Source organism: Paraburkholderia sp. IMGN_8, from assembly GCF_038050405.1.
Classification (GTDB): Bacteria; Pseudomonadota; Gammaproteobacteria; order Burkholderiales; family Burkholderiaceae; genus Paraburkholderia.
In genome coordinates, this window is the sequence record NZ_CP150900.1 from 4,491,912 (window position 1) to 4,510,591 (window position 18,680).

At 61.7% G+C, this 18,680-nt stretch carries 16 protein-coding genes; 6 read left to right on the plus strand and 10 right to left on the minus strand.

Going from position 1 to position 18,680, the window contains the following annotated elements:
* Positions 1–8 precede the first annotated feature (8 nt).
* Both WN982_RS20445 and WN982_RS20450 read right to left on the minus strand, forming a co-directional pair.
* On the minus strand, positions 9–1,328 hold the full coding sequence (locus WN982_RS20445) for an ABC transporter permease subunit (RefSeq protein ID WP_341313701.1): 1,320 nt from the start codon (positions 1,326–1,328) through the stop codon (positions 9–11).
* Positions 1,328–2,686 carry an extracellular solute-binding protein gene (locus WN982_RS20450; RefSeq protein ID WP_341313702.1) on the minus strand — a complete coding sequence of 453 codons (1,359 nt, stop codon included), beginning with the start codon at positions 2,684–2,686 and terminating at the stop codon, positions 1,328–1,330. The genes WN982_RS20445 and WN982_RS20450 overlap by 1 nt, the downstream gene beginning before the upstream one ends.
* 668 nt (positions 2,687–3,354) lie before the next feature.
* Here WN982_RS20450 and WN982_RS20455 point away from each other — a divergent pair.
* The 3 genes from WN982_RS20455 to WN982_RS20465 all read left to right on the plus strand — a co-directional run bounded on the left by WN982_RS20455 (position 3,355) and on the right by WN982_RS20465 (position 7,223).
* On the plus strand, positions 3,355–4,554 hold the full coding sequence (locus tag WN982_RS20455; protein ID WP_341313703.1) for a porin: 1,200 nt from the start codon (positions 3,355–3,357) through the stop codon (positions 4,552–4,554).
* A 91-nt stretch (positions 4,555–4,645) separates the two neighbouring features.
* The gene (locus tag WN982_RS20460; protein ID WP_341313704.1) at positions 4,646–4,915 is read left to right on the plus strand and encodes a SemiSWEET transporter; all 270 of its coding nucleotides are present in this window, start codon (positions 4,646–4,648) and stop codon (positions 4,913–4,915) included.
* Positions 4,916–6,635: 1,720 nt separating this feature from the next.
* Complete coding sequence (locus tag WN982_RS20465; RefSeq protein ID WP_341313705.1) at positions 6,636–7,223, plus strand: LysE family translocator; 588 nt, start codon at positions 6,636–6,638, stop codon at positions 7,221–7,223.
* A gap of 39 nt (positions 7,224–7,262) precedes the next feature.
* Here WN982_RS20465 and WN982_RS20470 read toward each other — a convergent pair whose 3' ends face one another.
* From WN982_RS20470 to WN982_RS20500, 7 genes are all read right to left on the minus strand, one after another.
* Positions 7,263–8,108: an AraC family transcriptional regulator gene (locus WN982_RS20470; RefSeq protein ID WP_341313706.1), complete on the minus strand. Its 846-nt coding sequence runs from the start codon at positions 8,106–8,108 to the stop codon at positions 7,263–7,265.
* A 127-nt stretch (positions 8,109–8,235) separates the two neighbouring features.
* Positions 8,236–9,030, minus strand: a complete 795-nt coding sequence (locus tag WN982_RS20475) for an ABC transporter substrate-binding protein (protein ID WP_341313707.1) — start codon at positions 9,028–9,030, stop codon at positions 8,236–8,238.
* A gap of 95 nt (positions 9,031–9,125) precedes the next feature.
* Positions 9,126–10,280, minus strand: a complete 1,155-nt coding sequence (locus WN982_RS20480; RefSeq protein WP_341313708.1) for a pyridoxal phosphate-dependent aminotransferase — start codon at positions 10,278–10,280, stop codon at positions 9,126–9,128.
* Between the two features lie 295 nt (positions 10,281–10,575).
* Positions 10,576–11,976, minus strand: a complete 1,401-nt coding sequence (dbpA, locus tag WN982_RS20485) for an ATP-dependent RNA helicase DbpA (protein ID WP_341313709.1) — start codon at positions 11,974–11,976, stop codon at positions 10,576–10,578.
* A gap of 36 nt (positions 11,977–12,012) precedes the next feature.
* The gene (locus tag WN982_RS20490; RefSeq protein WP_341313710.1) at positions 12,013–12,213 is read right to left on the minus strand and encodes a hypothetical protein; all 201 of its coding nucleotides are present in this window, start codon (positions 12,211–12,213) and stop codon (positions 12,013–12,015) included.
* A 135-nt stretch (positions 12,214–12,348) separates the two neighbouring features.
* Positions 12,349–12,780: a Cd(II)/Pb(II)-responsive transcriptional regulator gene (gene cadR, locus WN982_RS20495; protein ID WP_115099320.1), complete on the minus strand. Its 432-nt coding sequence runs from the start codon at positions 12,778–12,780 to the stop codon at positions 12,349–12,351.
* 49 nt (positions 12,781–12,829) lie between these two features.
* The gene (locus WN982_RS20500) at positions 12,830–13,108 is read right to left on the minus strand and encodes a hypothetical protein (RefSeq protein WP_341313711.1); all 279 of its coding nucleotides are present in this window, start codon (positions 13,106–13,108) and stop codon (positions 12,830–12,832) included.
* 114 nt (positions 13,109–13,222) lie between these two features.
* Between WN982_RS20500 and WN982_RS20505 the strand changes: the two genes are divergently transcribed.
* Complete coding sequence (locus tag WN982_RS20505; RefSeq protein WP_341313712.1) at positions 13,223–15,298, plus strand: heavy metal translocating P-type ATPase; 2,076 nt, start codon at positions 13,223–13,225, stop codon at positions 15,296–15,298.
* Between the two features lie 27 nt (positions 15,299–15,325).
* Here the strand turns inward: WN982_RS20505 and WN982_RS20510 are convergent, their stop codons facing one another.
* Entirely contained in the window at positions 15,326–16,369 is a 1,044-nt protein-coding gene (locus WN982_RS20510; protein ID WP_341313713.1) for a helix-turn-helix domain-containing protein, read from the minus strand.
* Positions 16,370–16,696: 327 nt separating this feature from the next.
* On the opposite strand from WN982_RS20510, the gene adh reads away from it, so the two are divergent.
* Both adh and WN982_RS20520 read left to right on the plus strand, forming a co-directional pair.
* Positions 16,697–18,217, plus strand: coding sequence for an aldehyde dehydrogenase (gene adh, locus WN982_RS20515; protein ID WP_341313714.1), 1,521 nt, complete (start codon positions 16,697–16,699; stop codon positions 18,215–18,217).
* Positions 18,218–18,280: 63 nt separating this feature from the next.
* The gene (locus WN982_RS20520; RefSeq protein WP_341313715.1) at positions 18,281–18,676 is read left to right on the plus strand and encodes a DUF779 domain-containing protein; all 396 of its coding nucleotides are present in this window, start codon (positions 18,281–18,283) and stop codon (positions 18,674–18,676) included.
* Positions 18,677–18,680: the final 4 nt, after the last annotated feature.

The window sequence follows — 18,680 nt, forward strand, 5'->3', positions numbered from 1 at the left end:
GTCGGCTCCTAGATTTCAATGCGTGGCCGAACCACGAGCTTCGTGAAGCCAAACAGCTTCAGGTAGAGGCAGGACAGCACGAGGCCGATGCCGACCAGCACCATCGCGAGTGCTGAGCCATAGCCGTACTGCAGGTTGCCCGCATAGTTGTGCAGCGCGACGTGGAAAGCGCTCAGCGCCCAGACTTCGGTCGAGCCGCCGGGACCGCCGTCGGTCGCGAGCAGAATATATTCAAACGAGGTCAGCAGCGACAACGTCTGGTAGCACGTGACAAACAGCAGCGGCCAGCGCAGTTGCGGCAACACGATATAGCGGATCTGCTGCCAGCGGCTCGCACCGTCCACGTCGCTCGCCCAGAAATGGCTCTTGGGAATGGCGGCCAGTGCCGATGAAAAGATCAGCATGCCCATCGAGGCGCCCACCACACCATTGATCAGGAACACGAATATCCAGGCATTCGTGGCGGAATCGAGCATCCAGTTGCGCGCCGGTACGCCGAAAGCCGACATCATCATCGAGATGAAACCGGTGTCCCAAGCCAGCCACTTCCACAGCAGCACATACAGCACAGAAGGCGTAATGCGCGGCAACAGCCAGATCGCGCGCAGACCGCCCGCCAGCCGGGCCGGCATGTAGTGCGTTGCAAGCGCGAGCACGAGCGCAAAGCCGATATTGAACAGGCTGAGCGTACCGAACACGTAAAACAGCGTGTTGCCGAGCACTTTCCAGGTGCCGGGCGAAGACACCATCCGCGCATAGTTGTCGACAGACAGGGTCCAGCCTGTATAGCTGGCCTTGACCACGGCCTGCTGCTGTTCGGGCGTCAGGAATTGCCCAGCGTCGGACACCGCAGCGAGCAGGCTGCCAGCACTGTCGTACTTGCCGTCGCCCGCTGACTGCAGGAACGCGTCTGCATCGCGCTTGAGCACGAACACCTCGTCCGGCCGCCCCGGAAGCACGCGCAACGCGGACACGAGATCGTCGCGCGGCCCGTAGCTGCGGCCCATGAGTTGTGCGGCAATCGCATCGACAAAAGCACTGGGCGCACCATTGGCCTTGAGTCTATCGATGCCGTGCGCATCGACCCTATATCCGGCCTGCCCAAGACGGGTGGCGAGGTCAGGTTGTTTGAACTCATTCGACAGGCGGGACAGGGCCACGGGAGTCAACTGGTACGTCCCGCGGCCAATCCCGGTGGCCGTGCTCATGTCCGTCATCGAGAACACTGCTGTCATCACGACCGGCAGCAGGAAGAAGAGCGACAGGAGAATCAGGGCCGGCGCGAGCATCGCCGGCCCCAGGGTGCGCGACCGATTTAGCACGCTCATTACCGGACTTCGACCTTGCTGGCGAAACTGCTGGCACGCACTTCCTTCTCGGCGTCGGCAGCGGCTTCTTCCGGCGACTTCGAACCCGTCCATGCGGCCTCAAGACCCTTCCAGTAGATGTTCCAAAGATTGCCGAGGTCACTGTCGTTCGGCATCGCGTACGCGTACGGCATCAGTCGCTCCGTGGCTTCGGTGGACCAGCGGTCGGCGCGGTAGGCTTCGACGTTCGTCTCCGCCGGGCTGATGCCGAGGTGCGCCGACTTGAGCGCATGCAGCGCATTGATGCGCGGCTCGGAAGCGATTTCGATCAGCCTGGCTTCGATCGCCTTCTGCTTGTCGCTGCCCTGTTTCGTGATCAGATACACGAGCGGGTGCGTGAGGGTATTCGCCTTGCCGGTCTTGTCGCCTGCCGGGATCATCGAGTAGTCGACGTTACCGAAGAAATCCTTCAGGCCCTCCTTGCCCGTGTAGCGCACATAGTGCCAGGTGCCGCCCTGCCAGAACACCGCCTTGCCGGCCGCCACTTCGTGATACCACTGGTCCCACGGCGTGCCAATCATGTTCTTGCGAGTCACGCCCATCTTCACTGCGTCAGCAAAGAACTGATAAGTCTTGCGGATCGCCTGCTTGTCGAACACGAGCTTGCCGGTCTTCGGATTCTGCATCTGGCCGCCGAAGCTCACGTAGTACTGCCAGTAGTCAGGGCCGGCCGACGGACGCGGATAGAAACCGTAGCCCGGCGCGACGAGACCCTTGTCCTGTGCCTTCTTCGCATCGGCGAGCATGTCGTAGAGCGTGTATTCGCCGGACTTGATCTTGCCCGGAAGCGCATCGATCTGCTTGTCGCTATAGCCGATCGCGCGCAGGCTGCTCCTCCACATGAACATCGTGCGGGCTTCCGCGTCCTGCGGCACGCCATACAGCTTGCCGTTGTACGAGGCAACCTTCATCAGGTTCGGGTAGATGCCCTTGATCGACGGGGCCGAGGTCTCGAGGTAATCCTCGATCGGCACGATGATGCCCGACTGCGACCACGGTGCGATGTCTTCATGGCCAGTCACCACAATGTTCGGCGCGTTGCCCGATTCGGCCGACAGCGTGACTGCCTGCTTGAAGCTGTCCCAGTCGGAATAGCTGCGCTTTTTCACCGTGATCTTCAGATGCTCGCCCTTCGCGACGGCCTGCTTCATCAGCACGTCGGCGGCTATTTCGATCGCGTCGGTACGATAAGTGTCGTTCGGACCCGAGCCGCCAGCCACCACCGAGATCGTGTAGTCCGCAGCCAGTGCGTGGCCTGCGAACGCCAGCGCGGCAACCATCAGGCCGCGCTTGAAAACCCGCTTCGTCGATTTGCTCATTTCCCCTGTCCCTTCAACCATGTCGAGATTGTCCCGGCACACTCGGCATCGCTATCGACCGATGTGCACACGTGTTCATAGCGGGCATTATTCGGGCGTTCCGTGAAAGATTTGTGATAGTGCGCCAGATTTTTTCCACATCCTCCCCAGTACCCGGGCAACGTCCCGGCAGCCATGCCTGTTGACGGGCGATCACGCGGCTATCCAACGGCATCCTCCGCAAGTGGATCGATCCGCCACATCGCAACCGGCGCATGCCCCGGAATTCCCGTGTTTTCACGCTGTTTCCCCAAGGTCAATGTGATGAGGAATACGATTCATCGAAGATTTCTTCGTTCCTGTCACACACGCTTCATCGACTGACGTGAGACTGCGAACCGTTCCGGAACCGGATCACCTGACGGCGTCACGCCGACAGGTCGCAGAAAGGGGGCAAACCGCCCCCAATTTTTACAGCTGTTGTGCACACGTGTTCAGTTTTGACTGAAGAATGCCGTGAACGATGTGGGGGCGATCGCTTTTTCGCCCCCTTTTTCTGGCGAAAGACTGCACACGTGTGCATATCCGCACGCACGGGGAGCGCACTGCCGGGGTGCAGCCGCATCGATGGCTGCGCGCCGCAGGTTTTCCTCCATGAACGACAAAGGGAATCGGGAGTTAAAGAAACGATGAAAAAGTCATGCTTCGCATTGCTCGCGCTCGGTGCGTTCGGCGCCGCCCATGCTCAGAGCAGCGTCACGCTGTACGGTGTGGTTGACGCCGGCCTCGGCTACACGAGCGGCCAGCGCGTCCTCGTCACCGCTGGCAAGGCCGGTCGCCCGGCCGTCTATCAGAACAAGCCGTTCTACGGCTTCGTCAGCGGCACGTGGTCCGGTCCTCGCTGGGGCCTCAAGGGTAGCGAGGATCTCGGCGGCGGCCTGTCGGCGATCTTCCAGGTCGAAAGCGGTTTCAACATCGGCACCGGTCAGGGCTGGTCGGGCGACCGCCTGTTTGGCCGCCAGGCCTACATGGGCCTGTCGAGCGCGCAGTACGGCACGCTCACGCTCGGCCGCCAGTACGACCCGATCGTGATGTACGTGGCGTCGATCGGTCCGGGCTCGTTTACGACCGGCGTGACCGCCCACCCGGGCGATCTCGACAACGAAGACAACCAGTCGCGCGTCAACAACGCGATTCTGTATCGCACGCCGACCTGGAACGGCATGCAGTTCGGCGCGATGTACGGCTTCGGCAACCATGCGGGCAGCGTGAGGTCCGGCAGCTTGTGGAGCCTGGGCGGCAGCTACACCTACGGCCCGTTCGCCGTCGGCATGGCCTACCTCAATGCGACCAACAACGCCAGCCGTTCCAGTACCAGCACGTGGGACAGCGCGTACGACGGCTCGTTCGGCTCGTCGGTGACCGAGGGTTTCGCCTCCGCGAGGGACCTGCAGATCATCGCGGCGGACGCGACTTACAAGGTCGGCAACGCGCGCTTCGGCTTGAACTACGGCAATACGCAATACACGCCTGACGGCGACTCCCTGTTCACGCATAAGGAGACGTTCAATGCGGTCGGCGCGAACGCGGAATACAACTTCACGCCTTTCCTGCGCGTCGCGGTGGGCTACAACTACACACGCGGCGGCAAGATCGACGGCGCATCGGCGCCGGCGTACCACACCGTCGGCGCAGGCGCGTTCTACTCGTTGTCGAAGGCGACGCAGTTGTACCTGATCGGCGGCTACACGCACGCCACCGGCAAGACGCTCGACCGCTACGGCAATCAGGTCGACGCCACGGCGACGATCGGCGACTTCACGAGCAGCACGTCGTCGGCCACGCCGACGCAGACCGTCGTTCGCGTCGGCATGCGTCACTCGTTCTAAGCACGACGAAAGCCGGTTCCCACGACCGGATCGTCACGCAATCCGGCGCGGCCGCGCACTCGTGCGCCCGCGCCGTCCTCATTCTTGCGACATGGCCCCGCTTTTCAAACTGCTGACCCAGCCGATCGGCTATCTCGCCGCGATCTGCACCACGGCCGCGTTCGTGCCCCAGGTGGTCCTGACCTGGCGCACCCGGTCCGCCAAGGGTGTGTCGTTCGGCATGTATGCGGTGTTCGTCACGGGCATCGCGCTCTGGCTCGCCTACGGCGTACTGACCGGCAACCGGCCGGTGATCGTGGCGAACGCCGTCACGCTTGCGCTCGCGGTGTGCATCCTCGCGATGAAACTACGCTATGACTGAAGCCACGCGACCGTTACGCGGATGCTTTTGCGAGCTCGGCCCCCTGTAACCATCAACGCAATGTCCCCAACGCCCGGTAGCGTCGCCGGTGCCAACTCAATCTGGCCATCTGATAAACACCGGCGACAGCTACCCGTCTTCATGCGCCAGATCAGGAAATCAGCGCTCGCGGCGGTGCACCTTCTCATTTTTGCGACGTTTTCGGCGCGTACATCCATGACGCGGATGAACACCGCTCTCACTCGCCAGCTGCGGCAAAAACCGGCCTGTCATAGCACCGAAGTCGACCGGGTTGGTACCGCCGCTTCCGCTCAGGAGCGTTACAGGATTGAAACCGTTTGTGCCGGCATGGAGCTTTGGAGAAACTGCCGTCGCCCCTGCCTCAAATGCTCGCCTTGGGAAATCGGGGGGTGGCCCGCTATTTGCGTCGGCATGCTACAGACCATCAAGACGCTGCATCGAGCAAATTCAATACAGCAGCACAAGCAGTAAAAAGGCAATGCGCGAACCGGGGGAGAACCATGTCCATACACGCCGGCTGCCGTCATGGCGGCTCAGCAATCCGTTTCTTATCGCCGCGTCGGACCACAGACGCAACAAACCCGTTCGATGACGCTCTGGATAAACGCGTCACAAGGTTGGTAACGCGTCATTCGCATTTCTCGCAGGACGGGAAACGAAAATACGTCTCGCGTCCTCAACGTGATCTTTGTCACTTAGTCTCTCGCGTCAAGCGCGACGATTGAAAGGCTGGAACCGCGAGCGCTATCAGCGCGGCGTGATCGCGGTCGACATGGGTGAGGATGGTGTGATGCGCTCGGGGTATCAGGATAGTGCTGCGCAGGGTGCGTTATTTCGAGCGCGCGCCCCTCACCGACAGCGAATGAACGGTTGGTTTCTATCCTGCAATCAATTGCAACGGGGGAAAACGATGGAATTCTTACTTGGCTTTGGAGTGGGGGGATCCTTTGGCGCGTGCCTTGGTCTGCTGGTCGCAGCAATGCTTCGAGCAAGCAAGGACGACGCGCTAGAGACACGGTTCACGGAGCCGGACCGAGCAGCGCTGTGCAAAGCCGCAGAGTCGCCGAATTGACAGTCGAGTCCTCTCAGGAGAACAGGCACGAGGCCGGTCATTCCGAAATGACAACACTTGCTTGGACTGTCACATGGCGATGACCGCACGGATGTGATGGAGGACGTTCAGAGGTCGGGCGGCAAGTGGCGTGCCGCGCTCGACTCGCTTGCGCTGAATCGAAACCGAGCCGCTCGCGGGTAGGTTCGCGCGCCAAGTCAAATGCACCAATTCCACGAGCAATTCTTGGGAAACCGAAGGATGATTGGTATCAGACAGATTGGCAGTTGCGCGGGTACTCACGCAGCATCGACTACTTGATTCCCCGCCGCCGAGCCGTCCACTAGCAGAAGCTCGCCACCACGATCCAACGCACCGAACCCAAGATCGGCCTCAATGAGCCGTGCTCGTCTGGCAGCGGCAAGAAATTCAAGAAATACTGCGACGCTGTGGAAACGCGTCACTGATGCGCCGATAAGGCTGACACCCAATTTTGCGCCACAGGAGCCAGGTCACTCACGGCTCGCGAGCAAGCGCCACCTGCCCTTCCCCATCAGTTGAAGAGCAATTTCCTTCAATACACCCCACCCTGTCGCCCGATACCGTTGGCCGTCGCAAATCCTGCGCACCCACTTGTCGAGGCATCAGATGACCGTATTACTCTCCATGGCCGCCTTTGCGTTGGCCTCGTCGATCTCACCCGGCCCAGTCAATGTCGTTGCGCTCAGCGCCGGCGCCCAGCACGGACTCGCCGCGAGCATGCGGCATGTCACCGGGGCGACCGTCGGCTTCACGCTGCTACTTCTGCTCATCGGCCTGGGTCTACGTGAACTGCTCGCTCATTTCCCCAACCTGATCACAGTCGTCCGATGGGCCGGCGTCGGCTTCCTGCTTTACATGGCCTACAAACTCGCCGCCGACGACGGCAAGCTCGGCGCTGACAAGCCCACCCGAGGCCCGTCCTTCGCATATGGCGCCGCCATGCAATGGCTCAATCCGAAAGCATGGCTCGCGTCGCTGGCCGGCATGGGCGCCTACGCAGCCGACGGCGACGGCAGGCTCGTCTGGCAGTTCACCGTCGTGTACTTCGTGATTTGCTATGTGTCGATTGCCAGCTGGGCGTATGCCGGTACGTTCCTGCGTCGATACTTGCAGGAACCGAAGCGCGTGAGGCTATTCAATCGTGTAATGGCGGCTTTGCTCGCCACTAGCGCGCTGTGTCTGCTAATAGCGTGACACGCACAGCAGAACGCACCTCCACGCGCGCCGTTTGCTTCAACTGCGATACTGCCCCGGCGTCGCCGCAACCAGTCGCTTGAAGGTCCGCTGCAAATGCGCTTGGTCGGCAAAGCCGGCATCGAGTGCGACGTCCGCAATCAGACGGCCTTGCCTGAGTTGCGCACGGCTGTACTGGATGCGCCGATTGATCAGATATGCATGCGGCGTCATGCCGTAGCGCTTTTTGAACGCGCGGATCAGATGCGAGGCGGAAAGATCGGCTGCCTTGCAGACCTCCTCCAGCTTCAGCGGACGCGTGCAGTTTTCGGCAATAAATTCAGCGGCGCGCGTGAGTTGGCGGCTGGCATCGTCATCCGGCAAGGGTGCCGGATTGAGGCTCTGCTGTACTTCAGAAAAGAATGTGACCGCAGCGCTTTCCTTGCGCAAGGTCTCGGCCTCGTCGTCGACGAGAATCGCGTGCAAACAGTTCAACCCGTTATACAACGCAGGCGCCGTCGTCATGGTTTGCGAGAAAGCGCGGAACGCGTGGTTGTCGCTGAAACCCAAGTCATGTTGCAGACCGGTAAGCCACGCGACATCGACATGCAGCATCCGATACGACCAGCGTTCGTCGGCAATCGGATTACACGCGTGCACGTCGTCCGGGTTCATCAAGACAACCGCACCGGCGCCGACCCACTCGCGCGCGTTGCGATTCAGATACACACTGCGCCCGCCGGTCACAGCGCCGATCGAGAACGTTTCATGTGAGTGTTTGGCGTAGCAGACCTGGCGGCCGTCCTCAATGGAACGCGCCTCGATGAATGGCAACGCGTCATCTCGCCAGAACTTCGGTGCAGCAGCACGCTTAGCTGTCGTTGCCGATTCCGTCGTCTCGCTCATCTATGCGCTCTCCGATTTTCGCGTCAGCCTCGCTGCGGCGACGCCCACGTATCGTAGCCGTCAAAGACGCCGCCAACAAGCAAGCTAACGGACTTCGGCGGCACAGCGCATCTGATGTCCAGACGAGTTACTTCGGCGTTATGTCGATATTCCCAAGATACTTCGCCGCCAGCGTCTTCACCGTGCCATCGGCCTGCACCTTCGCGATCGCCGCATTCAACTGATCGCGCAGCGCGGTATCGCCCTTGCGAATGCCGTATGCAATACCGCTGCCGAGGATCTTGTCGTCGCGCACCGGCTGGCCGACGAAGGCGTAATCCTTGCCGTTAGGCTTCGACAGAAAACCCGTCTCTCCTGCCGGCGCCAGAACCAGCGTCGCGTCCAAACGACCCGCGACGAGATCCGTATAGACCTGGTTCTGATCCTGATACGGCACGACGGTGACGCCCGCCGCTTCCCAATGCGCCTTCGCGAACGTCTCCTGAATCGACGCCTGCAACACGCCAACGCGTTTGCCCTTCAACGATTCGGGGGTCGGCAGCAGACCGCTGTCGCGCTTCGCGATCAGTTGCGTCGGCACGCGATACACGACGGTGGTGAAATCGATTGCCTGACGGCGCTGCTCGGTCGCGTTCATGGCCGAATTGATGGCGTCGAACTTGCGGCCCTGCAATGCGGGAATCAAACCGTCGAACGAAGTTTCGACCCATTTACACGTCATATGCGCGGCGGCGCAGACGGCATTACCGACATCGATATCGAGGCCTTGCAGCTCACCGTTCGGCCCTTTCGATTCGAACGGCGGGTACTGCGCTTCGAGTCCGAAACGCAGCGTCGATGTATCGGCGGCAATGGCGACAGACGACGCTGCCACCGATGCCAATGCGCAAGCCAGCGCCAGTAGAGGTTTGAGCAACTTCATAGCAGGTCCCTTTCCCTTGAATTTATTGTGACGGCGAGCACGCAGCGCGACGATCATACTGCGGCCAAAAAAGCCGCCGACTCGTGCAACGCCCATCAGATTTCGCACAAACGCCGCGCACCTTCGATCAGCGTCGCGTCGTCCTTCGAGAAGCTGAGGCGGATCAAGCCCGCATCCGTGCCGTCGGTATAAAACGCCGACAGCGGAATCGTCGCGACGCGCGCATCGCGAATCAGGCGCAGCACGAAATCGCTGTCGCTTTCATCGGAGAAGCCGCGAAAGCGCGCGAGCATGAAGAAGCTGCCTTCGCTCGGCAGCAACTCGAAGCGCGACTCGCGCAGCGCATGCGCCAGCAGATCGCGCTTCTTCTGATAGAACGCGGACAGGCCAAGAAAGCTTTCGCGATTCGCTAGCGCGTCGACGAACGCGTATTGCATCGGCGTATCGGCGGAAAACACCATGAACTGATGGACCTTGCGGATCTCTTGCATCAGCGCGGCGGGCGCAAGGCAATAGCCGACGCGCCAACCGGTCACGTGATACGACTTGCCGAACGACGACACGATCACGCTGCGCTCCGCAAGTTCGGCGTCGCAGGCCATGCTTTGATGTTTGGCACCGTCGAACACCACATGTTCGTAGACTTCGTCGGCGAGGATCACGATATCGGTGTTGCGCGTGATGGCCTTCAACCGGGCGATGTCGGCCTCGCTGAACACAGTCGCGGTCGGATTGTGCGGCGTGTTGATGATGATCATGCGCGTCTTCGGCGTGATCGCGGCAGCGACCTCATCCCAGTCCACACGGAAATCGGCGAGCGCCAGTTTGATCGGAATCGGCTTCGCGCCTTGCAGGCGCACGATCGGCCCGTAGCTGTCGAACGAAGGCTCGAAGTAGATCACTTCGTCGCCGGGATGCACCAGCGCGCTGATCGTCGAGTACAGACCTTCGCTGGCACTGGCGATCACGGTCACTTCGCCGGCCGGGTCGTAACGCACGCCGTATAGCGTCTCGACCTTGTCGGCGAGCGCGTCGCGCAGCGCGCCGATGCCGGCCATCGGGGCATACTGGTTGTGGCCGGCGCGCATGGCTTGCGCGACGCCGTCGATCAGCTTCGCATCCGGCGCAAAATTCGGCGCGCCTTGCGACAGGTTCAACGCGTCGTATTGCGCGGCCAATTGACCGATCACGGTAAAAATCGTCGTGCCTACGTCAGGCAATTTCGAGCGGGCTTGCAAGGCGCTCTGCATAAGGCGTTCTCCATCGGGCGGCGGATTCGCGGACAGCCAGGTGCGCGGCGGTCCCATCCGGTTCGATGATTAGGCATCAGCCAAAGAACCGTCACAATCGAAACTTTGTCATGCGCGGCATGCGTTTACGTCATGGCTGGCGCAATGCCGCGCCGGAGCGGGCTAAGCCAATGAAATTGGGGCTTTGAAGGAAGAAATGAAGCCGCGTGGAGAACGCGGAAAACGGCAGAGGTATGACGTAATGTGATGAATGCGGGCGGCTGCGACCGGGCGATCGCAGCCGTTTGAAGCAGAATTACTCGTCCATCAAGCGGACTTTGACCTTCTTGCCCTTCACCTTGCCGGCACTGAGCTTGCGCACCGCGTCACGCGCGACACTGCGCTCCACGGCCACATAGGTCGACATTTCTGTCACGTTGATCTTGCCGATCTGCGAACCGGCGAAACCCGCTTCGCCGGTCAGCGCGCCGAGCACGTCGCCGGGGCGGATCTTTTCCTTGCGGCCGCCGAGAATCTGCAGCGTTTCCATCGGCGGCAGCAGCGGCTCGCTGCTGGCGGGCTTCAGATCCGCCAGCTTGTGCCACTCGACATCGCGCTTATGCGCCTGTTCGAGGCTGCCCACGCGGCCCATCTCGTTCATGCTCGCGAGGCTCAGCGCCCAGCCTTCCTGATCGGCGCGACCCGTGCGGCCGATGCGGTGCACGTGCACTTCCGGGTCCGGCGTCACGTCGACGTTGATCACCGCTTCGAGTTGTGCGATGTCGAGGCCGCGCGCGGCGACGTCGGTGGCGACCAGCACCGAGCAGCTACGGTTCGCGAACTGGATCAGCACCTGATCGCGTTCACGCTGATCAAGTTCGCCATGCAACGCAAGCGCATGAAAACCTTGCGCGCGCAGCACGTCGAGCAGATCGCGGCATTGCTGCTTGGTGTTGCAAAACGCCAGCGTGCTCACCGGACGATAGTGATTCAGCAGCATACCGACCGCATGCAGACGCTCATCCTCGGTCACTTCATAGAAGCGCTGACGGATCTTGGTGTTGTCGTGCCGCTCGGCGAGCTTCACTTCCTTCGGATTGCGCAGGAATTGCTGGCTGAGTTTGACGATGCCTTCGGGGTAGGTCGCGGAGAACAGCAGCGTCTGGCGCTCTTTCGGACATTGCCGCACTACCGTGGCGATATCGTCGAAGAAACCCATGTCGAGCATGCGGTCGGCTTCGTCGAGCACCAGCGTGTTCAGCGCCTGCAACGGCAGGCTGCCGCGCTCGAGGTGATCCATGATCCGGCCCGGCGTGCCGACCACGATGTGCGCGCCGTGTTCGAGGCTGGCTGTCTGCGGACGCATCGGCGTGCCGCCGCACAGCGTGAGCACCTTGATGTTTTCTTCGGCGCGCGCGAGGCGCCGGATTTCCTGCGTGACCTGGTCGGCGAGTTCGCGCGTCGGGCACAGCACCATCGCCTGCACGGCGAAGTTGCGTACGTCGAGGCGCGCGAGCAGCGCCAGCGAAAACGCCGCGGTCTTGCCGCTGCCGGTTTTCGCCTGGGCAATCAGATCGTGGCCGGCCAGCGCGATCGGCAAGCTGGCGGCCTGGATCGGCGTCATCTCGACGTAGCCGAGCTGCGTCAGATTGGCGAGCGTCGCGGGCGGTAAGGGAAGCTCGCTGAACGGCGCGCCGGCTGTGGTGGGACTGTTCATATTCTCGATGGCTCGCTAAAGGCTGAAGGCTAAGGACTAATCGGCCATGGGGCCAAGGGTTGGACGGCCTTCGATCTGCTCGTAAAGCACCGAGCCATCGTCCGCGTCGAAACGCTCGACGTAATTGCGCGCGCCGCACATCGGGCAACGGAACAGGAGCCCCTGCCCCTCGTTCTTGATGACGACGTCCGACTGCTCCCACTGCGCGCCGCAGGACTGGTTTCTACAGGTAAACACGTTGATTCTCCAACTGGATTCGATTGTTTATTGGGCGGGCCGTACGAGCGGCCCAGCCGTGAATGGGGTCACTACCGAGGACACTGCCGAGGTCACCACCGACGTCACTGCCGCAATGGCTACGAATAAAACGCTTTAGCCCAGATGCGTATGCCGTGCTCGTGTCGCGCTCACTTCCATACCGGTGAGGCCCTGAACGATGCCGCAGTCTTCGACCGCCTGCTCGCCATGGCATTGCTCGCGCAACGTGGTCAGTTGCACTTTCAGTTGCTTCAGTTCGTCGATGCGCGTGTCGACATGCGCGATGTGCTCGTCGATCAATGCATTGATGCCGCCGCAGCCGTCCGCCGGTGCGTCGGTCAGACGCAGCAATGCACGGATTTCGTCGTGGGTCATGTCGAGCGCACGGCAATTCCGGATGAAACGCAGCCGTTCGACGTGCTTTGCCGTATAGCTGCGGTAATTCGCCTCGGTGCGCTCCGCTTCGGGCAACAGGCCCTCTTTTTCGTAGAAACGGATGGTTTCGGTCGTGCAATGGGCGATTTTCGCCAGTTCGCCGATTTTCATGGAGCCTCCAGATTGCGGCCTTGACCTTATAGTGGCTTCAAGGTGTTTACTAGACCACAAATCGAACCAGGAAGCCACCATGCCGTACGCCAGCCATGCCGAAGCAGAACGTCACGAACACGGTGAAGCCTGTGCCCACGGGCATAAAGCGCGTGCTCGTGAGCACGCCCATGAGCACGATCACAGCCACAGCCATGGCGAAACCTGCAGCCACGACCACGCAGCGCATGCTCATGAGCGTGGACAGGTTCAAAGCCACAGCCACAGCCACGGCGAAACCTGCAGCCACGGCCACGAAGCGCATGCTCACGAGCATGGAGACGCTCATAGCCACGCCGACGCCGCCTGCTGCGGGAGTGCGTCCGTTTTGCCGTTACCGAGCCGGCTCCCACAATCCGAAAGCGTCGGCAGCGACGTACGCACCGCCATCCGCATCATGCAGATGGACTGTCCGACCGAAGAAGCCCTGATCCGCAAGAAATTCAGCCGCATGCCGGCCGTGCGCAGCATGGATTTCAACCTGATGCAGCGGGTGCTGACGGTCGTGCACGCGCCCGACGCGCTCGGCACCATCCTTGCCGCGCTGCGCTCGCTCGACTTCACGCCTGAACTCGCCGACGCCAATCCAAACGCAGACGCAGGGCCCGCCGCGCCTCACGCGCCGTCCAGGCCGTGGTGGCCGCTGGCGCTGGCAGGCCTCGCCGCAGTGGGCTCAGAGGCCGCCAGTTGGCTCGGCGCGCCCGTCTGGCTGGCGGCGGGTCTGGCGATCCTCGCGATCGTCTCCTGCGGCCTGACAACGTACAGGAAAGGCTGGCTCGCGATCCGCAACGGCAACCTCAACATCAACGCGCTGATGAGCATTGCGGTGACCGGCGCGCTGATCCTGCGCCAGTGGCCGGAAGCCGCCATGGTGATGGTCCTCTTCACGATCGCTGAATTGATCGAGGCGAAGTCGCTCGACCGTGCCCGCAACGCGATCAAAGGCCTGATGCAGCTGACGCCCGACCAGGCGAGCGTGCAGCAAGCCGACGGCAGTTGGCGCTCGCTGGCGCTCAAATCGATCGCGCTCGGTGCTTTGGTTCGCGTGAAGCCGGGTGAGCGCATCGCGCTCGACGGCGAAATCGTCGCGGGCCGTTCGAGCGTGGACCAGGCGCCGATCACCGGCGAAAGCCTGCCGGTCGACAAAACCGTTGGCGACGCCGTGTTCGCCGGCACGATCAACCAGACCGGTTCCTTCGACTATCGCGTGACGGCCGCGGCCAGCAACACGACGCTCGCCCGCATCATCCACGCAGTCGAAGAAGCGCAAGGCACCAAAGCGCCGACGCAACGTTTCGTCGATCAGTTCGCGCGCGTCTATACGCCGATCGTGTTCGCGACCGCGCTTGCCGTCGCGGTGCTGCCGCCGCTGCTGTTCAGTGGTCTGTGGCACGAGTGGATCTACAAGGCGCTGGTGATGCTGGTGATCGCCTGTCCGTGCGCATTGGTGATCTCGACGCCGGTGACGATCGTCAGCGGCCTCGCCGCGGCCGCCCGCCACGGCATCCTGATCAAAGGCGGCGCCTACCTCGAACAGGGCCGCAAGCTGGCGTGGCTCGCGCTCGACAAAACCGGCACGATCACGCACGGCAAGCCCGTGCAAACGGAGTTCGCATCGCTGGCCGACGTCGATGCCGCCCGCTGCCGGTCGCTCGCGGCGAGTCTCGCGGGCCGCTCGGATCATCCGGTGTCGATGGCGATTGCCGCAGCGGCCAAAGCCGAAGACGTCGCGAGCACGACAGTCGATGCATTCGAAGCGCTGACGGGACGCGGCGTACGCGGCGACATCGACGGCTCGCCGTATTGGCTCGGCAACCATCGGCTGGTCGAAGAACTCGGCCGCTGTTCGGCATCGCTGGAAGCACGCCTCGATGCGCTCGAACGGCAAGGCAAAACGGTCGTGATGCTAGTGGATGCCGAACGCGTGCTGGCGTTGTTCGCCGTCGCCGATACGGTGAAGGACACGAGCCGCGCCGCCATCGCCGATTTACATCGCATCGGCGTGCGTACCGCGATGCTCACCGGCGACAACCCGCACACAGCGGAGGCGATCGCGCAGCAGGTCGGCATCGACGAAACGCGCGGCGATCAGTTGCCGGAAGACAAGCTGAACGCGGTGGCAAGCTGGTCGAAGGACGGTACCGTGGTCGGCATGGTCGGCGACGGTATCAATGACGCGCCGGCGCTCGCGCGCGCCGATATCGGTTTCGCGATGGGCGCGATGGGCACCGACACTGCGATCGAAACCGCCGACGTCGCGCTGATGGACGACGACCTGCGCAAGATTCCACTGTTCGTGCGGCTCTCGAAGGCGACGCGTTCCGTGCTGGTTCAGAACATTACGTTGGCGCTGGGCATCAAGTCCGTTTTCCTCGTGCTGACGCTAATGGGCCTAGGCACGATGTGGATGGCGGTGTTCGCCGATGTGGGCGCGAGCTTGCTGGTGGTGGCGAACGGATTGCGGTTGTTGCGTCAATAAACGCCGGCCGCGCGTCACGCTAAAGCGCTAATGAGCGAACGAATAGGCGTGTTCTTCGGCACGTCCGTTGGCGGCGGCCTTCAAGGTATCAGAAGGCCGCATGCCGAACAGTTTCCGATAATCGGTGGCGAACTGGCTCAGATGCCAGAAGCCCCACGTCGCGGCAACATCCTGCACTGAACGCGACTCGCGCCACGCGCTGCATAAATCACGGCGCGCGCCGTTCAGCCGGATCGTGCGCAGATACGTGGCGGGCGCCATGCCGAGCACATCCTGGAAGCAGTATTGCAAGGTGCGCCGGCTCACATGCAGCCGTTCGCACAACTCCGGCACATTGACCGCGCGATCGCGATTCGCCAGCACATATTCGCGCGCTTCCGAGACGATCGACTGCCGGCGTGGACGCGCAGGCATCGCAACCTGCTCCGAGCCGGGCAACGCGCCCACGTCGAATAGCGACGCCAGCACCGACGCCTGCAAATTGTTGCGCGCGAACGAGGACAGCGGCGCGGCGCTCGCCGCACCGTCGTCGAGAAGCTGCCGCAGCGAAGCGCACAGCCGCTCCTTTCTCGCCATGCCGATCGGCACGACCTCCGTATTCGGCACATGATCCGCCAAACCGACGCGCTCCACTTCGGCCGCGTAACGGCGCAACACTTCGCCTTTCACCACCACGCCGAAAATCTCGTAACCCGACGACGTCAGCAGTTCGAATTCGATCCCGCCCGGACGAAATGCGAGCGCATCGCCTGCGATCACCTGCGCGTCGATACGCCCGGAGCCTTCAGGACAAGTGGGAATGCCGAACCAGTAAGCGTCGTCCTGCACTTCGCAAGTCTGCCTTAGCGTGTGGCTGGTCGTTTCGACGAACACCTGCATGTGATCGAGACACAACTCCGTCAACCCGCCGACAAAGCGGCCAGCGGTCAACTGGTCATAAGTCTGGCTCCAGCCGTGAAGGTTGCGCGCCTGTTCGTCGGCATCGTGGGCGACACAGGTGTGCACGCAAAAGCTCGGCTGCGGCGCTGCGGGCCGATCAGTGAAGCTGTCGCTTTGGAGTTCGATCGTCATACCGGGTCGGCGAAAAAAGGAACATGAGCGGAATATTGAGGGAAAAAAGAAGGCAATTCCCATGCCGAACGCATTCATTGCGTGCGGGGCCGACACGCGCCCATGCCCTGTTCAATTGATGAACAACACTGCGCACACTGATCAGAAACGGGACGTTCATCCCTGTTGCAGGTTGAACAGCTGATCGTGCGATGCGTCGCAACGGTGCTTGTTACGCATGCACAGCTCACCAGCGCGGTGCATTGGCACACTTCTGGCTCTAGCCTCTCGCGGCCAAGCGAAATATCGCGCCGAATACAGCCCATTCAACATGTGAGGAGCACACAGATGAACCACGCAGAGATGCAATTTCTGACCACCGAATTCCCGTACAAAAAGCAGTATGCGAATTTTATCGGCGGTGAATGGGTCAAGCCCGTCGGAGGCGAGTACTTCGACAATGTCTCGCCGATCACCGGCGAGCCGTTCACGTCGATCCCGCGCTCACGTGAGGCCGATATCGAACTCGCGCTCGACGCCGCCCATCGCGCGAAAGCCGCCTGGGGCAAGACCTCGACCACCGACCGCGCCAACATTCTGAACCGTATCGCCGACCGGATGGAAGCGAATCTGCAACGACTCGCAGTCGCCGAAACGATCGACAACGGCAAGCCGCTGCGCGAAACCATGGCCGCCGACATTCCGCTGGCGATTGACCACTTCCGCTATTTCGCCGGCGCCGTGCGCGCGCAGGAAGGCTCCATCTCCGAGATCGACGACGACACCGTCGCTTATCACTTTCACGAACCGCTCGGCGTAGTCGGCCAGATCATTCCGTGGAATTTCCCGATCCTGATGGCGGTCTGGAAACTCGCACCTGCACTGGCCGCCGGCAATTGCATCGTGCTGAAGCCGGCTGAACAGACGCCGGCATCGATACTCGTGCTGCTCGAATTGATTCAGGACTTGCTGCCGGCGGGCGTGCTGAACGTGGTGAACGGTTTCGGCCTCGAAGCCGGCAAGCCGCTCGCATCGAACAAGCGCATCGCGAAGATTGCCTTCACCGGTGAGACCACGACCGGCCGCCTGATCATGCAGTACGCGAGCCAGAACATCATTCCGGTGACACTCGAACTCGGCGGCAAGAGCCCGAACATTTTCTTCGCCGACGTGATGGATCAGGACGACAGCTACTTCGACAAGGCGCTCGAAGGCTTTGCCATGTTCGCGTTGAATCAGGGTGAAGTGTGTACGTGCCCGTCGCGCGTGCTGATCGACGAAAAGATCTACGACCGCTTCATGGAGCGCGCTTTGAAACGCGTTGCCGCGATCACGCAGGGCCATCCTCTCGATACGAAGACCATGATCGGCGCGCAGGCTTCGCAGGAACAGCTCGAAAAAATCCTCTCGTATGTCGATCTCGGCAAGCAGGAAGGCGCCGAATGTCTGATCGGCGGCGAACGCAATACGCTCGACGGCGAACTGAGCAAGGGCTACTACGTGAAGCCGACAGTGTTCCGCGGCCACAACAAGATGCGCATCTTCCAGGAAGAAATCTTCGGACCAGTGGTGTCGGTCACGACCTTCAAGACCGAAGACGAAGCGCTGGAGATTGCCAACGATACGCTCTACGGTCTGGGCGCCGGCGTATGGACACGCGATGGCACGCGCGCTTATCGTTTCGGCCGGCAGATCCAGGCGGGCCGCGTGTGGACGAACTGCTATCACGCGTATCCGGCACATGCGGCGTTCGGTGGCTACAAGCAATCGGGCATTGGCCGCGAAAATCACAAGATGATGCTCGATCACTATCAGCAAACCAAGAACCTGCTCGTCAGCTATAGCCAGAAGCCGCTCGGCTTCTTCTAAGCGTAGCGATCCTGTTCAAGCGGGCCGCGTCGTGCGACCCGCTTTTTTCAGCGAGGGCATGTGATGGCCGATGAAAAGGAAGTCGCACGCGTCATTGCGACGCCTGCCGCGGTGACGTTGATCGACACGCTGCGTGCCGAGCATGGCGCCGTGATTTTTCACCAATCCGGTGGATGTTGCGACGGCAGCGCACCCATGATGTTTTCGCAAGCCGAATTCATGGTCGGCTCATCCGACGTGAAGCTCGGGACGATCGCCGGCGTACCGTTCTACATGAGCGAGTCGCAGTTCGAGTATTGGCAGCACACGCAACTGATCATCGACGTGGTGCCGGGCAACGGCGGCATGTTTTCTTTGGAACGACCCAGTGGATTGCGATTTTTGACGCGCTCGCGACTCTTCGAGGACGACGAGAACGCGTGGCTGGACACGCATCCGGTGGAACGGGCGGATGCGTGATTTC

What these genes read in the sequence shown, in the direction of transcription:
- WN982_RS20505 (WP_341313712.1), top strand. Translation starts at nt 13,223, where the DNA reads ATGGACTGTCCGACCGAAGAAGCCCTGATCCGCAAGAAATTCAGCCGC.
- WN982_RS20445 (WP_341313701.1), bottom strand. Translation starts at nt 1,328, where the DNA reads ATGAGCGTGCTAAATCGGTCGCGCACCCTGGGGCCGGCGATGCTCGCG.
- adh (WP_341313714.1), top strand. Translation starts at nt 16,697, where the DNA reads ATGAACCACGCAGAGATGCAATTTCTGACCACCGAATTCCCGTACAAA.
- WN982_RS20510 (WP_341313713.1), bottom strand. Translation starts at nt 16,369, where the DNA reads ATGACGATCGAACTCCAAAGCGACAGCTTCACTGATCGGCCCGCAGCG.
- WN982_RS20465 (WP_341313705.1), top strand. Translation starts at nt 6,636, where the DNA reads ATGACCGTATTACTCTCCATGGCCGCCTTTGCGTTGGCCTCGTCGATC.
- WN982_RS20460 (WP_341313704.1), top strand. Translation starts at nt 4,646, where the DNA reads ATGGCCCCGCTTTTCAAACTGCTGACCCAGCCGATCGGCTATCTCGCC.
- WN982_RS20470 (WP_341313706.1), bottom strand. Translation starts at nt 8,108, where the DNA reads ATGAGCGAGACGACGGAATCGGCAACGACAGCTAAGCGTGCTGCTGCA.
- WN982_RS20480 (WP_341313708.1), bottom strand. Translation starts at nt 10,280, where the DNA reads ATGCAGAGCGCCTTGCAAGCCCGCTCGAAATTGCCTGACGTAGGCACG.
- WN982_RS20520 (WP_341313715.1), top strand. Translation starts at nt 18,281, where the DNA reads ATGGCCGATGAAAAGGAAGTCGCACGCGTCATTGCGACGCCTGCCGCG.
- cadR (WP_115099320.1), bottom strand. Translation starts at nt 12,780, where the DNA reads ATGAAAATCGGCGAACTGGCGAAAATCGCCCATTGCACGACCGAAACC.
- WN982_RS20475 (WP_341313707.1), bottom strand. Translation starts at nt 9,030, where the DNA reads ATGAAGTTGCTCAAACCTCTACTGGCGCTGGCTTGCGCATTGGCATCG.
- WN982_RS20500 (WP_341313711.1), bottom strand. Translation starts at nt 13,108, where the DNA reads ATGAGCGTCTCCATGCTCGTGAGCATGCGCTTCGTGGCCGTGGCTGCA.
- dbpA (WP_341313709.1), bottom strand. Translation starts at nt 11,976, where the DNA reads ATGAACAGTCCCACCACAGCCGGCGCGCCGTTCAGCGAGCTTCCCTTA.
- WN982_RS20450 (WP_341313702.1), bottom strand. Translation starts at nt 2,686, where the DNA reads ATGAGCAAATCGACGAAGCGGGTTTTCAAGCGCGGCCTGATGGTTGCC.
- WN982_RS20455 (WP_341313703.1), top strand. Translation starts at nt 3,355, where the DNA reads ATGAAAAAGTCATGCTTCGCATTGCTCGCGCTCGGTGCGTTCGGCGCC.